This is a genomic window from Cocleimonas sp. KMM 6892 (assembly GCF_035798195.1).
Classification (GTDB): Bacteria; Pseudomonadota; Gammaproteobacteria; order Thiotrichales; family Thiotrichaceae; genus Cocleimonas; species Cocleimonas flava.
This window is the reverse complement of sequence record NZ_JAPFBV010000004.1, coordinates 64,062-78,122: the sequence shown is the minus strand read 5'-3', so window position 1 is coordinate 78,122 and position 14,061 is coordinate 64,062. Positions and strand designations below refer to the sequence as shown.

Here is a 14,061-nt window from a genome sequence, read left to right as displayed (position 1 = left end):
AAGTCCTCTTATTATTTATGATTTTAGTTTATCAGCAGACTATTCTGAGCATCCAGACAAAAATCAAAAAACAGATAAATACGTTTTTAGACTTTGGGTTTACGGTTAAAGACAAATGACAAGGGAATAGCCAAGGCAAATATACACATACCTACCAACTGCGCTGAGTAGGTTTTATCGCCAAGATGAACAGGATGATTGATATTGATCAGCATGAAAAGGCAGCTCAGAACACCGAGCACTGAGAGCACCGGTAAACGTCCAATATTGAAAGGTGCTCGCCACACTCGGTGGATATCGGGTCGACGGTATCGCAACACAATATTACTAAGATTAACGATGAAGAACAGAATGAAAATGCCAACATCTGAAATCGCAGCAAGTACTTCTACCTTTTTGAAAAATAAGAAGATAATTGAAATAAAGCCTGTCACCATGATCGCAACATAAGGTGTTTGACGAGTCTGATGCACACTGGCTAATACCCGAGGAAAAGAGTTTGATTTTGCCATGCCATACATCATTCTGGCACACACAATAAGTGTGATTAACACGGTGTTTGCCGTGGCGAATAAGGCGATCAAAGCGATGAGTTCTGGGCTAAAGCCACCGATTAATTTTGACATGATCATCGACAAAGGTTGCTCGGCTTTAGCCAATTCAGAAAAGGGGATAACGCTCACAGAAACAACTGCCACCAAAATATAAATAATGGTTGAAATTAATAAGGCATAAATAAATGCTTTGGGTAAAGTTTGTGCCGGGTTTTCTGCTTCTTCGGCAATATTCGCAATATCTTCAAAACCCATATAAGCGAAGAAAATCAAGGCACTGGCAGACACCACAGGTAACCAGCTTATAGAACTACCTTCCTGTAGCGGTGGAAATTCAGTCAAGTTTGCTAACGGGATATCACCCTTGAAGATGAAGTAACCACCAATGGCAATCAGCAATACCAAACCGCCGACTTCGATCGTGGTAGCTAATGCATTAAAACGTGCGGATTCTTTGATACCCCAGAAATTGATGCCAGTCATTAGCACTAACAAGCCAATGGCAAGTATCACCTGATTCATCGGGATGAAATAGGAGAGGTAACGCGCAAAACCAAGGGCTACCGCACTTGCCGTTGTAAAGCCAATCACAATAGCGATAAAGCCAAACACCCACGCCATTTTATCCCAGCCAAACGCATTTTTGGCATAGATATATTCAGCCCCGGCCTCGGGGAAAATAGCGGCGAGTTCGGCATAACTCATCGCCGTAAAACTGGCGACGATTGCCGCCAAGGTGAAAGATAGCCACAACATGTTACCTGCAATGCCTGCTGCAGAACCAATCAGCACATAGATGCCAGCACCTAGTATTAGTCCAACGCCATAGATAACGATTTCGCTTAAACTCAAACAGCGCTTAAGTTGAATTTTCTCTACCTTCTTCATGATTCTATCTTGCACTTAATTATACAGGCTGAAAAGTTATAAGCAGCGGATCAGTGATATATATCATTTAATGAATTGTTAGCTGTTCCCGCTAGTTATCATTAATTAGTGATAACTAGATAGGCATTCGATTAAAAAAGTGCCCCAAAGGTGGGGGGTGTATTAGCAACTAATACTTATTCATCCTTCCACAGCGCTTTAAATGACTCAGGTTCCCAATGCTCTCTGAACATAATCAATAAGCTGCTGGTCAGTTTATTTTCTACCGGAATTTTTGCATCCTGATTAACTATGCTCATGTACTCATCAACCACTCGGTGAATTTTTCGGTTTAATTCTTCGGCAGATTCTTTGCTCAACATGCCCCAGGTAAAGTGCAGGTGATTGCCTCCGTCTTGTGCATCACTGTGCAGATAAGCCTGTAAAACGGATTCGATAAAGAAGTTTTGAATAGGGCCCCTGACTTGCCAATTAAAGCGACGCGATATTTTAAGACGATAGCGGTTAGCAGGCAGTAATTCGATAATGCCCAGACGATCTAATGTCGTGAATGCACCGGTGAGTTCCGCTTCGGTGAATTGATATTTCGCCAGTATTTCAGCAAACGTCCAGTAATTAATGATACACACTGACACCACTAACAACCGCGTATCACTGACCAGCATTTGTTCTTGATCGTGGCTTAACTGGCTCACTTTTTGTTGTTGAGATTCGGCAATCTCCAACAATTCTGAAAAATCAGTTTCAGCTAAATCACAGAGCTTTTCCAAGCGAGTTAAGGAGCAATTCTTTTCTGAAAAAATGCGTTTAATGCTTACCTCAGAAAGTTCCAGCGCCTGCGCAGCATCTTTATAGGTGATGCCTTTGGCACGTAAGACTGTCTTTAAGGCCTCTAATAAGTTTGTGGTTATCGCCATATTTAAACCTTCATTACATCAATACGTATCATCATAAGATCCATTATAGGTCCTATATCTAAACTTGAGCTTAATGAATGGTCAATTTTGATACTCCGTACGATTATAGCTAGCACTTACATAACACAAGACACATACGGAGTTATCAATGACCGAATTAGCCTTACCCCTTTTATATGCCTTTGCGGGTGTATTAATGTTTTTGGAACATCGTTTTCCTGCCCATCCCTTAATGTTTGAATGGAAATGGTATGGGCGTGCGGCACTGGTAAATGCACTTATCTTTGGCGTTTACATTTTGGTCGATATGTTGTGGAACAGCATCGCGAATGGTTGGTCGCTATTTTCATTAAGTGATTCGATGTCAGCGCCTTTAGCGGCACTGATTGCATACGTGATATTTACCTTTGCGGGTTATTGGTGGCACCGTTTTCGTCATGCATCACCGTTAGCATGGAGAGTTTTCCATCAACTGCATCACAGTCCAAAACGCTTACAAACGTTGACTGCTTTTTATATCCACCCACTCGATATGACATTCGATTTAATCATCAGCAATAGCGTTGTGTTTGTTCTATTGGGATTAAATCTGGAAGCTGCCTCGTGGTTTTTATTAATCACAGGATCAGCGGGTTTCCTAATTCACGCCAATATTCGATTACCCCATTGGGTTGGATACGTTTTTCAAACGCCAGAAATGCACCGTTTGCATCACAAGTCTGGTCATCATTCACAGAATTATAGCGACATCGTTTGGTGGGACATGCTCTTTGGTACCTACAGCAACCCCAAGCATGACGTCGATTCATGTGGCTTTTCTGAAAAGCGCGAAAGCAAAATACTTTCAATGTTACTCACTAAAAAAATATAAAACTGAGGATTTTTACCCATGAACAACTTCATAAACAAGACAATGAATAACAAGATGACTTTTAAAGATTTTCACAACTTCGATGCGTTAATGGCAGAAGGTAATATGAGTGAGCAATTAATTAAAACCTATCAGAATATATTTGGAGACCCTGATCTTTGGGGTGAAAGCTACTCTCAAAGTGAAGTGGAAGAAAAACTCAAAGATGAATTATCAGGCAATGCAGGCTTACGGTTATGTATAAATGATAATGATATCGACAAAGGTGTTGAAAATGTTGCAGATAGCGCAAATCAAACAGTTAATGACTTACTCGGCTTTTGTTGGGCGCAACAATTAGGATTACAGGGAGTGAAGTCTGCGATTGAATCAATCCAGTTTTATCAAGATCTGGGTTGTCCTAAAATACTAGAGCCACTAAAACGTATTCTGGATGATAAGCCGGTGTTGTATGTGCATGATTTAGGTATCTCAAAAGACTACCGAGGACAGGTACCGCTGCATAAACTCATCTGTCCTGTTTTGAACTCTTTGGCAGAACGGAGTCAAACCAGTAGGTTGTTTTTCTGGAGTATCAAAGAATCACGAATTTATAAACTCGCCCAATATGCCGGTTTTAAACAAGTTGCGAATATTGCAGGTATGCAATTCTTTATTGGTGATGTTAAACCGTGTAGCGCTTTTTGATATTAACGTTTTAAAAAAAAGTGCCCCAAAGGTAGGGGGTGGCAAAAATCACTAAACAGCCTTACAGGGTTGAGTTTATACTTGAGAACAGATCGAAAATAATTATTTATGTTGGAATAGGGTAGTTAAATGAAAAAAATATTCATCTTGGTTTTGTTTGTTGTGTGCGGTATCGCAGCATCGGAGTTATTTAAAAACCTAAACGGTGATGCAGCTGTAAATGCGGCAACGCCATCAAAAACCGAGTCTGCATCAGGCGAGAAGGCTAAGTACCCTGAATTTGCCAATGTTTTCAGTACAGAATCCAGTTTTGCTGATGCTAAAGAAGATTTACTGGCTGCCATATCGGCGGAAGGTTTGGTTATCAGTTACACATCACATGCTAAAACCATGTTAGAAAACACCGCTGAAATCGCTGGTGTTACTACCCCTGTCTATGATGATGCCGAAATATTGCTGTTTTGTAAGGCGAATTTATCACACGCCTTGGTAGGTGCAAATCCACACAATATCGTGTTATGCCCTTATGCGATTGCTATCTATGTTTTGCATGACGAGCCAGAAACGGTTTATCTTAGCTTTAGAGAGCCAGATCCGAGAGCCCCGGAAACCAAAGAAATCAAAGCGTTATTGGTAAGTATTATTGAAGAAGTCATTTAGTTGAAAAGCTAATCTATTTAACTAGATGACTTTGGCTATGCAGGGTGGTTTTCCGGTTTTCTGGCGGTCAGTAAAAATATCGGGAAATCACCATAGGGTTTGTGCATCACGCTCGCATCAATCACTGCAACGTCTTGAAAGCCTGCTTGTTTGGCGGCATTTGCAATAACATCGCGTTTGAAACCAAAGTGATAAACGCCTGTATCTTCCGTGTGAAAGCTGCCGTCTTCTTCATCAAGATCTGCGATGGCAATGACTCCACCATCTTCTAATAAGTTATAAAATTTGGAGAACATTGCCTCAATATCATTCACATGATGCATCGTCATCGACGATATGATGCCATCGAATGAATCGCTGATATTTTCTGTAACTAAATCAATCTGTCGAATATTTATTTCACACTCAAGACTGTCTTGCTTTTTTTCGAGTTGCTCAATCATCGACTTCGAAATATCGATTGCCGTTATTTTTTTAACATACGGTGCAATGCGTTCAAGCAGTAGTCCAGTACCTGCGCCAAAATCCATCAAGTGCATAGTCTGATTAAGGCTGACATTTTCAAGCACGGTATTGGCGATATTATCGACATTGGAAACACGCTTTTCATCTGTCTCGTAAATGCCCGCTTTTTGTTTAAAAAAATCTTTGCTCATCTGCTTTCCTGACGATTGATAAATTATTGATTCTTTGCCAAGTCCTTCTGGCTAAGCTTTTAAGTGTTCCTGAAATTTTCTATTGCCTGACTTCAACAGTAAAACCTTCTGACGAATCTGGGGTTTCAAAATATTGAGTCACTCGATGAAACATTTCTTCAGTATCAGTTTGCGCTCTTTCAGGCTGTTGTAAACGTCTTTTTTCTATGTGTTTTAAACAGTCTTCATCAGGTAGGTCGATGTAAATCATTCTGTGTTGAGCATCCACTTCTTCAAAAATACGGCGAAACCAATTTCTTTGAGAAACGGTATTCGCAGGGAAGTCCATAACCACATCTGTGCCACTATTTAATAGTGATTGAACAAGCTTTTTGATTTGTGGCTTCAGTCGATTTGAGTATTTTATATAATTTTCTAGAGTCGAAATTTTATTTGGGAATAGTGAGCCTAACCATTCATCTTCAGAAAGTAGGATGGCATTACTTTGTTGTGCAATCGCAATCGATTGGGTAGATTTTCCTGCGCCCATTTTTCCGCAGAAAAAAGTTAAGGTTCCTTTGTTCATAAGTGCACTCGTTTTTCTGGAATGATTTCGCGTTTATAAAGACTTATTTAGCGATAATCATGGCGTCAAACATAACATTTAATGGTGCTGAAAAACCAGCCTATACATCCCCTTAATGATTAGCCTAATGATTTCTACTACGATTCTCTTTCTTATGATTTAAGGCCCCCCCCCTACTTATAGGCACTTTTTTACGTCATCTAAAAGAGAAGTATTTTAAAACCAATTAAAATAAGGACAGTACCACCAACAAGCTCTGCCTTACTCTCTAACCAGGTGCCACTCTTGGCGCCAATAAAGACACCAAGTCCACTAAAGAGAAACGTGGTGAAGCCAATAATAATGCATGCGATAAAAGGATTGACTTCAAGCAGCGTTAGGGTGAAACCCGCTGCCATGGCATCGATGCTTGTTGCGATAGCCAGAGCGAGTAGAACTTTGTGTGTAATATCCGAGATAAATTCTTCGATACCGTCAGTGAGTGAGTCATAAATCATTTTTCCGCCAATCAGAATCAGCAGTAAAAAAGCGATCCAGTGCGCATAATGATTGATCCATCCGAAAACACTTTTGCCGCCGATAAACCCTATTAAAGGCATGATGCCTTGAAACACACCAAAGTAGATCGCAGCTCTAATCGAAAGTGATTTTGTTTTTGTTAAGTGTTTAGAACCAAGGCCGATAGAAACGGCGAAAGCGTCCATGCTCAGGGCAATGGCTAAACTGAAAACTTCAAACATTTATTGATTACTTCTACTTATTACTTCTGCTTATTACTGCACTTATTACTTCTTTTGGCTACGAGGATATCTTATAGATAGGGATATCAAGACCGAAAGCGGGAGAAAAATTCAACGATAAAAGGCTTCAACCGTTCCTTTCAATGTAATCAATAGTGGTTGTCCACGACGATCCAGAGCTTTAGGCGAAGCCACTTTTATCCAGCCTTCACTAATGCAGTATTCTTCAACATCGATGCGTTCTTTGTTGTTAAATAAAATGCCTATCTCGTGCTGGAAAATTTCTTCTACATGATGAGGGCTGCGAGGATTTCCCGAAAGTCTATCCGGTAATGGCGGTCGCGATTGAGTGTCTGTCATTTGAGTATCCTTATTTTGAAATTAGCTGGCTAAAATAACGGGTAATATAAACTTAGCGAACTTGATTGTCATCATTGTCTATTCGCTAAGCCATACTATTCGCTAAGCCACATTATTCGCTAAGCCACATAGAATAGTATCTTTCTAATTTATCGCGTAGTTGAGAAAGACTAAAAGCACCAAACTCTTCCGCGACTAGCTTACCTTCAATAAATACTTTCACCACTGGCAGACTAAATACACCGAATTGTGCGCATATTTCAGGTGATGTTTCGCAGTCGATATAAGCGCTTTGTATTTCAGGGAAGTGTTCTTTCAGCATAGACTCAAGTTGTGGGCGAATACTTTTGCACACGCCACAAGATGGACCACTAAAGAGAATAAACAAAGCGCCTTGAGTTGATTGGCTTTCTATCAGTGTAATATCGGTAATTTGTTTCATAGGGTTGGCGATCAATGAGGTAACTCTTAAACCTGTATTCTAATGAGGTCGTAAGAATCGCTTAAGACAACTTCTGTAGCGCCTTGATAATATCTTCAGGCTCAGAGCGCGTGCGGTAATCAACATCGACAAAGCGCCATGTAATGACACCATCAGTATCTAAAACAAAAGTCGCAGGAATTGGAAGTATGCTGCCATTGCCATTATTGATTTCTTCAAGGTCAAGCTGGCGATCTACTTTCATATGCTCCACAAGAAACTCTGGAACTTCCCAAGCCACGCCATATTCAGCGGCTACCTTGGCGTTTTGGTCAGAGAGTACGATGAAGTCCATTTCACTAATGGCATTCTTTGTCATCGACCCATCAGGTACTTGTGGGCTAATAGCAACTAATTCAGCACCTAGCGCATGAATATCAGCCAAACGTGCTTGCAAAGCTCTAAGCTGTAAATTGCAGTAAGGGCACCAACTACCACGATAAAAAGTCACTACGGCAGGGCCTTTTGCCAGTAAATCAGGCAACGATATTAATTTACCTTCTGGATCTGGTAATTCGAAACCAGGTGCTTGCGTACCCGTTTCAACAGCATTGCTACCTTGTTGGAAGTCTTTTGCCTGCTTAATAACATCTTCGACGCCTTTCATAAACTCAGGGTTAGCTTGTCGAGACTCTTCAATCTTAGCGTCGGTTTGTTCTTTTAATGTTGTCATGATTTACCTTTAAACAGGGTATATAAGTTTTGAAATAATCAGACCTTTATTCGGCGATTATTGATGATTTTGTAATGAAAGATTAGATACTATTTTGGCGTTGAATTGGACACAAAAATGGGTCTTTTACATTAATTATTGTTCATGAATGGTTAAACGCACATTAGCCTCGTAAAAAGAATAATAATGACGGTTTTTTTACACCCCCCTACTTACGGGCATTTTTTTAATTCTTCTGCAGATGAATTGAACAAGCTAAGTTTAGGGTTAAACTAATTATTTTGATTTAGATTTCAATACCTTCAAAGCATTTCCTGTATTAGTATCCATAGAGTAATCTGTAATAGCGAGTGAATAAATTTTAGACGAAGCTTCCATCAAGCCAATGGACGGATTGGGTGGACAAAATTGATCAGGCTTAGATAAATCACAACTGGTGATACAAGACTGTTTGTCCTCGCTTATATAATTACACCACTGATAACCGTCTTCATTATTAATTAAAGGCTTACCCAGTTTATTTAATGCGTAATCCTTAACCAAGGCTTGTACCTCAGGGGTTTTCTCAAACCAGAACACAATAAATTTTGATGCAGATCTTCTGGGCTCAGATATCGGGAGCTTCAAGGTAAATAATATTTCAAGTTTTTCTAATTTGACTGAAATAGGGGGACTATCAGGTTTAAATTGTAACGGTAGCTCGATATTACTAATAGTTAAAGCATCAACATCTAAACCTTCAATTTCTGGTTGAAACCAACGGCCTTCTTTAATCATTTCTTTTTTGATTTTGAAGGTATTTGTCAGAATACTTTTTACCTCAGTAATGGATTGACCTAATTTAAGCCCAAATAAATCTATCGATCTATTAATAGAGTCGGATTTTGTTGCAGATGTGTTTGAAGTATTAGATATGTTATGAGTTTCTGCAGAAGCAGGTGTACTTGCAAAAATAAAGAATATCGAAACTGCAAATAAACTTGAAATGATAGTTGTTTGAATAGATAAGCCTGATTTCATATTACTTAACTCTTAGTTGGTTATTGAATTTTTAAGCCTTAATGTTTCATGCTTTGTTGTATTTCGACCTTAGCATTTAAAGCTATATCCACAAATGCTTTGATTGTTGCGGCGTGGTTATTTTTATTATATTGAAGCTATAATGGAATTTTCATATTTATTTTTTCTAAGTTAAGAAAGTGACAGCCTTGGCTATATAACTTACTCATACAAAAGGGGGGCAATCGCTACACCTATACCTGCCGCTGTTTCTGTGACTAAGGTTTGCATGTATCGGGGGCTGGCTAATGATATTGGGTGAAAAACCGGATTCCTTGCATAGTGAGAGGGTTTCATCAAATAGTCCAAGTGCTTGATCTCTATTAATAAATAATAAACTTTTCATTTTTTAACTCGGCTAAACGAATGTTTTTACTTCCTGCCAGTTCATGACTGTCATTAACGACAGCGATAAGTTTCGCAAAGACATTGTTAAGACCTGATAGACAATAAGGATTTTTATCGTTTAGCTATTAAGCCACCCCCGTACATTGGGGCACTTTTTCCTCTTATGTGATACTTAAATGTGATGCTATTGTTTTGAATAGCCTTAAATATGATTAATTAATCCATAAATAAAATAGATTATAGAAAACTGTTAATCAGATTCTGCTATCTTTATGATTATAATGAAATACTATGAATCATAGTTTTTGACTCACTCAAAAAAAGTACTAATTAAAGTACAGCAAAGATAATAAAAGACACCGTATAGGGGAATAATGAACGATTATTTAATACAGTTAGTAAACGATGGTAAGAAGCGTTTTGTGCCGTTTCTGGACTGGATCTTTGAACTGAAGAAACCAGAGATATTAAGGGCAGATATAATCGCTGGCATTACCGTTGCCCTAGTGTTGATACCCCAGTCCATGGCGTATGCGCAGTTAGCCGGTTTGCCACCGCAAATGGGTTTATATGCTGCATTCCTGGTGCCTATAGTAGCGGCTTTATTTGGCTCATCTCGGCAATTACAAAATGGCCCGGTGGCTATCATCTCATTGATGACTGCAGCTGCACTGATCCCACTGGGATTAGAGCCCGAACAATATATTGCCTATGCCGCGATGATTGCGATTCTTGCGGGCATTATGCAAGTTGTTCTAGGTTTATTGCGTCTGGGCGTGATGGTGGATTTCCTGTCGCATCCGGTGGTGATTGGTTTTACCAATGCGGCTGCGATAGTGATAAGTAGTTTACAACTAGGCAAATTACTTGGTATCGATGTCGAATCGGGTAGTCATTTGTACGAAACCCTGTGGAATCTATTGAAAGCGATTCCCAATGAAACACATATGCCGACCTTAATGATGGGTGCGTTTTCTTTATTATTGTTACTCGGATTCAAGAAATTCACACCACGATTACCCGGTATTTTATTCACGGTAGTGATCTCGATTTTAGTCTCATGGGCGATTGGTTTTGAAGGCATGGGCGGTAAAATTGTCGCTGAAGTTAACAGTGGTTTACCCGCTTTTAAAGCGCCATCAATCAATCCAGATCATTTATCTAACTTACTTTTACCTGCATTTATGATTGCTTTATTGAGCTTTGTTGAAGCATTTTCTATTGCAAAAGCGGTGGCTTCTAAAACGCGCCAGCATTTATCAGCTGATCAGGAAATGGTTGGTAAAGGTCTGGCAAATCTGGTCGCTGGTGTAACCCAGGGTTATGCGGTTTCTGGTTCTTTCTCACGTACGGCAGTGGCTTTTGATGCCGGTGCAAAAACGGGTTTTGCCGCAATCGTGTCCGGTATTATTGTTGGTATTACCTTGTTGTTCTTAACACCACTTTTATACCATTTGCCGGTTGCTACGCTGGCAGCCGTAATCATTATCGCGGTTATCGGCCTGATTCAATTACAGCCTTTCAAACACGCATGGACAGTCAATCCGCACGATGGTTTTGTCACGCTGGCGGTGTTTGCTTCTACGCTTTATTTTGCACCGCATCTTGAATGGGGCATCTTTATTGGTATCGGTTTATCACTGTTGTTCTATTTATACCGCACCATGACACCTCATTTTGCCGAGGTGTCACTCACCGAAGAAGGTGTTTATCGTGATGCCAGATTGAATGCGCTTAAAACCAGTAAGACGGTTGCCTTCTATCGATATGACGGCGATTTGTATTTTGCCAATGCTGGTTATCTCGAACGTAAAATGTTGAATGCAGTCGCAGATAAACCTGAGCTGAAAGTACTGGTGTTAGATCTGGAAGCGGTTGATCAGATTGATGCAACGGGTGAAGAAATGCTGAGCCATATGTCTGAACGGTTAGCTGAAGCGGGCATCGAATTCTATATTTCACGGATTAAATTCAAAGTAGAAGATGCACTGAAACGTTCTGGTTTATATAAGAAAATCGGTGCTGCACACTTCTTCGACAAGCGCGCTAGAGCCATCAAGGCAATCAAAGAAAAATATGGTGATACCGTGGATGTTAGTAATTTGATCTACCATAAGCCAGTAGAAATTGTGGTGTATGAAGGAGACGATTCGTCTTCTGATGACAACAATGAGCATAAGAAAAACAATCAAAAGAATGAAAATTCTAATGATTAGGATGAAACAAGCCTCTGACTCTGTATAAATTCAACACGTTTTTACTAACTAAAAACGAGTTGTCTTTCAAAAGCAGTGGGGATGTGTTTACAATCAGATGACGTAACAAACTGACTGTTTGTGCGTCATGTTTAATCATTAGAGTGTGTACACTGGGAGTTTTTGTGTCAGAAAGAAAAAGAATAGCATTACTTATCGATTGCGATAATGTAAGTCACAATTCAATAGAAGGGGTTTTAGAAGAACTAGCGAAGTACGGTATGGTCAATGTGCGACATGCACATGGGGACTGGAACAACTCATCGTTATCTGGCTGGATTAATCGTTTACATCCAAATGCCATAAGGCCGATGCAGCAATTTGCTTATACCAAAGGTAAAAACGCGACTGACTCTGCGATGATTATCGACGCGATGGATTTGCTCTACAGTGGCAGTATCGATGCGTTTGCGTTGATGACTAGCGACAGTGACTTTACCCCATTGGTGCTAAGAATCCTTGAGAGTGGCCTACCTGTCTATGGTTTTGGTGAAAAGAAAACGCCGCAGCCATTCGTTGATGCATGTTCGCCATTCATCTTCACAGAAAATCTAGCGCAAGAAGAAAAAGAGAAAACAGACAATACCTCCACTAAAAAGGCCAAGAAAAGCAAAGCTGAGCTTAGACGTGATAACGCACTGGTGAAGTTATTGAGAACGGCTGTTGAGCAATCATCAGAAGATGATGGCTGGGCACACATGAGCCACGTCGGTCACTATATTTCGAATAATAGCTCCTTCTCATCCATAAACTATGGCTACAGAAAGCTGGGTGATTTGATTAGAGCCAGCGAGTTATTTGATATAGAAATGAGAAATGACGGCTCGGTTATGTATATAAAAGATGCACGGAAATAAAAAAATAAACAGCGCTAAACGATACCTTTAAAGTAATCGTTTAGCGCTGTGATTTTATTGTGTTATAAAAATGTCGCTTAAAGTAGGGGGGTGGGTTTACTACTTTTATCTATACCCAACTATTAAAACGAAAGATCATAAATAACCATGTGAACGCCAATACTGGCGATATATCCCAAAGCAATTGCCCATGCCCATTTAAGGTGTGACATAAACGTGTATATGCCACGTGCTTGACCCATAAGTGCAACACCTGCTGCAGACCCAACAGAAAGTAATGATCCACCAACACCAGCGGTTAATGTCACCAATAACCACTGACCTTGTGTTAGTTCAGGGTTCATGCTGAGCACGGCAAACATTACCGGAATGTTATCGACAATCGCTGACATAACACCCACTAAAATATTGGCATAGGTTGGTCCTAAAACGCCATAAAGTAGACCTGAAACTTGCGCAAGATAGCCCAATGCGCCTAAACCACCCACACATAAGATAACGCCATAGAAAAACATCAAGGTGTCCCACTCCGAGCGTTGTAACTGGTTGTAGATATCAAAACGTCCAATGCGATTATCATCAACGTGTGATTTATCGGTGTTTTTAAGGTGATGACCATACAACTGCAAAAATCCTAAGCCAGTCATCATGCCCAGCATCGGAGGAAGATGGAACGCATTATGGAAGGTAACGGCAAGCGCGATTGTGAAGATGAATAAACCAACGACGACAAATGCACCGTATTTGAGGCGCGTTTCTTCTTTTTTAGGCTCAGGTTTGGCATTAGGTAAGAAGAAAGAAAGAATGACTGCCGGAATCAACCAGTTTACCAAGGCAGCTGGCAATAGGCCGAGGAAGCCACCGAAAGGCACTTTACCTGCTTGCCACACCATTAAGGTGGTGATATCACCAAACGGGCTAAATGCGCCGCCTGCATTCGCTGCTACCACAATATTGATACAGGCTAATACCACAAAACCTTTTAGGGTTTTGTCTGCCATGATCGCTGAGCGACCCCCCGATACTGATATAACTACCGCGGCCATCAATAATGCCGTTGTTAAGTTATCTGCTAACGGCGAGATTACAAAAGCCAGTGCGCCGGTAATCCAGTAAATACCTTTAAGGGTGAAACCTTTGGAGATTAACCAACCTCGGAGCGCATCAAACACACCACGTTCTTCCATGGTATTGATGTAGGTCATCGCCACCAGCAGGAATAAGAACAGGTAAGCGTATTCCAGAACGTTATGGCTAAGAAAAGCATCGACTTGATCAGAGCGTCCGATGCCCGCGTAAGACATTGCAACAATGATCCAGATTAAACCGGCTGCCACAATGACAGGCTTTGATTTCCTTAGGTGAATCACATCTTCCAGAATTACAAAGGTATACGCTATAACAAAGATTGCAATAGCCACCCAACTTAATGTTTTTGCTGTGAAATCATGCGGAATCATACTGGCAGCGGATGATGCAAATGCCGGGTT

At 40.4% G+C, this 14,061-nt stretch carries 15 protein-coding genes; 5 read left to right on the top strand and 10 right to left on the bottom strand.

Annotated elements, in window-relative coordinates; all coding sequences use genetic code 11:
- Window positions 1-86: 86 nt before the first annotated feature.
- The gene (locus OO007_RS12015) at window positions 87-1,442 is read right to left on the bottom strand and encodes an APC family permease (RefSeq protein ID WP_325808984.1); all 1,356 of its coding nucleotides are present in this window, start codon (window positions 1,440-1,442) and stop codon (window positions 87-89) included.
- Window positions 1,443-1,618: 176 nt separating this feature from the next.
- Window positions 1,619-2,359 (bottom strand): helix-turn-helix domain-containing protein, encoded by a 741-nt coding sequence (locus OO007_RS12010; RefSeq protein WP_325808983.1) that lies wholly within the window; start codon window positions 2,357-2,359, stop codon window positions 1,619-1,621.
- 148 nt (window positions 2,360-2,507) lie between these two features.
- Between OO007_RS12010 and OO007_RS12005 the strand changes: the two genes are divergently transcribed.
- The 3 genes from OO007_RS12005 (at window position 2,508) to OO007_RS11995 (ending at window position 4,577) form a co-directional block, all read left to right on the top strand.
- Window positions 2,508-3,230, top strand: a complete 723-nt coding sequence (locus OO007_RS12005) for a sterol desaturase family protein (protein ID WP_325808982.1) — start codon at window positions 2,508-2,510, stop codon at window positions 3,228-3,230.
- A gap of 18 nt (window positions 3,231-3,248) precedes the next feature.
- Entirely contained in the window at window positions 3,249-3,917 is a 669-nt protein-coding gene (locus OO007_RS12000; RefSeq protein ID WP_325808981.1) for a hypothetical protein, read from the top strand.
- Between the two features lie 129 nt (window positions 3,918-4,046).
- Window positions 4,047-4,577, top strand: a complete 531-nt coding sequence (locus OO007_RS11995) for a hypothetical protein (protein ID WP_131905955.1) — start codon at window positions 4,047-4,049, stop codon at window positions 4,575-4,577.
- A 35-nt stretch (window positions 4,578-4,612) separates the two neighbouring features.
- Here OO007_RS11995 and OO007_RS11990 read toward each other — a convergent pair whose 3' ends face one another.
- The 7 genes from OO007_RS11990 to OO007_RS11960 form a co-directional block, all read right to left on the bottom strand.
- Complete coding sequence (locus OO007_RS11990) at window positions 4,613-5,233, bottom strand: class I SAM-dependent DNA methyltransferase (RefSeq protein WP_325808980.1); 621 nt, start codon at window positions 5,231-5,233, stop codon at window positions 4,613-4,615.
- A 79-nt stretch (window positions 5,234-5,312) separates the two neighbouring features.
- Window positions 5,313-5,798, bottom strand: coding sequence for an AAA family ATPase (locus tag OO007_RS11985; protein ID WP_325808979.1), 486 nt, complete (start codon window positions 5,796-5,798; stop codon window positions 5,313-5,315).
- A gap of 200 nt (window positions 5,799-5,998) precedes the next feature.
- The gene (locus OO007_RS11980) at window positions 5,999-6,538 is read right to left on the bottom strand and encodes a manganese efflux pump MntP (protein ID WP_325808978.1); all 540 of its coding nucleotides are present in this window, start codon (window positions 6,536-6,538) and stop codon (window positions 5,999-6,001) included.
- A gap of 111 nt (window positions 6,539-6,649) precedes the next feature.
- On the bottom strand, window positions 6,650-6,898 hold the full coding sequence (locus OO007_RS11975) for a DUF3297 family protein (RefSeq protein WP_325808977.1): 249 nt from the start codon (window positions 6,896-6,898) through the stop codon (window positions 6,650-6,652).
- A gap of 112 nt (window positions 6,899-7,010) precedes the next feature.
- The gene (locus OO007_RS11970; protein WP_325808976.1) at window positions 7,011-7,340 is read right to left on the bottom strand and encodes a thioredoxin family protein; all 330 of its coding nucleotides are present in this window, start codon (window positions 7,338-7,340) and stop codon (window positions 7,011-7,013) included.
- A gap of 61 nt (window positions 7,341-7,401) precedes the next feature.
- Window positions 7,402-8,052, bottom strand: coding sequence for a peroxiredoxin-like family protein (locus tag OO007_RS11965; protein WP_325808975.1), 651 nt, complete (start codon window positions 8,050-8,052; stop codon window positions 7,402-7,404).
- A gap of 276 nt (window positions 8,053-8,328) precedes the next feature.
- Window positions 8,329-9,072: a hypothetical protein gene (locus OO007_RS11960; protein WP_325808974.1), complete on the bottom strand. Its 744-nt coding sequence runs from the start codon at window positions 9,070-9,072 to the stop codon at window positions 8,329-8,331.
- A 761-nt stretch (window positions 9,073-9,833) separates the two neighbouring features.
- Here OO007_RS11960 and OO007_RS11955 point away from each other — a divergent pair.
- Together OO007_RS11955 and OO007_RS11950 are read left to right on the top strand one after the other, a co-directional pair.
- Entirely contained in the window at window positions 9,834-11,675 is a 1,842-nt protein-coding gene (locus tag OO007_RS11955) for a SulP family inorganic anion transporter (protein WP_131905947.1), read from the top strand.
- Between the two features lie 164 nt (window positions 11,676-11,839).
- On the top strand, window positions 11,840-12,571 hold the full coding sequence (locus OO007_RS11950; protein ID WP_131905946.1) for an NYN domain-containing protein: 732 nt from the start codon (window positions 11,840-11,842) through the stop codon (window positions 12,569-12,571).
- A gap of 122 nt (window positions 12,572-12,693) precedes the next feature.
- On the opposite strand, the gene nhaD is transcribed toward OO007_RS11950, so the two are convergent.
- A complete protein-coding gene (gene nhaD / locus OO007_RS11945; RefSeq protein WP_325809242.1) occupies window positions 12,694-14,031 on the bottom strand; it encodes a sodium:proton antiporter NhaD in 1,338 nt (445 codons plus the stop codon).
- Window positions 14,032-14,061: the final 30 nt, after the last annotated feature.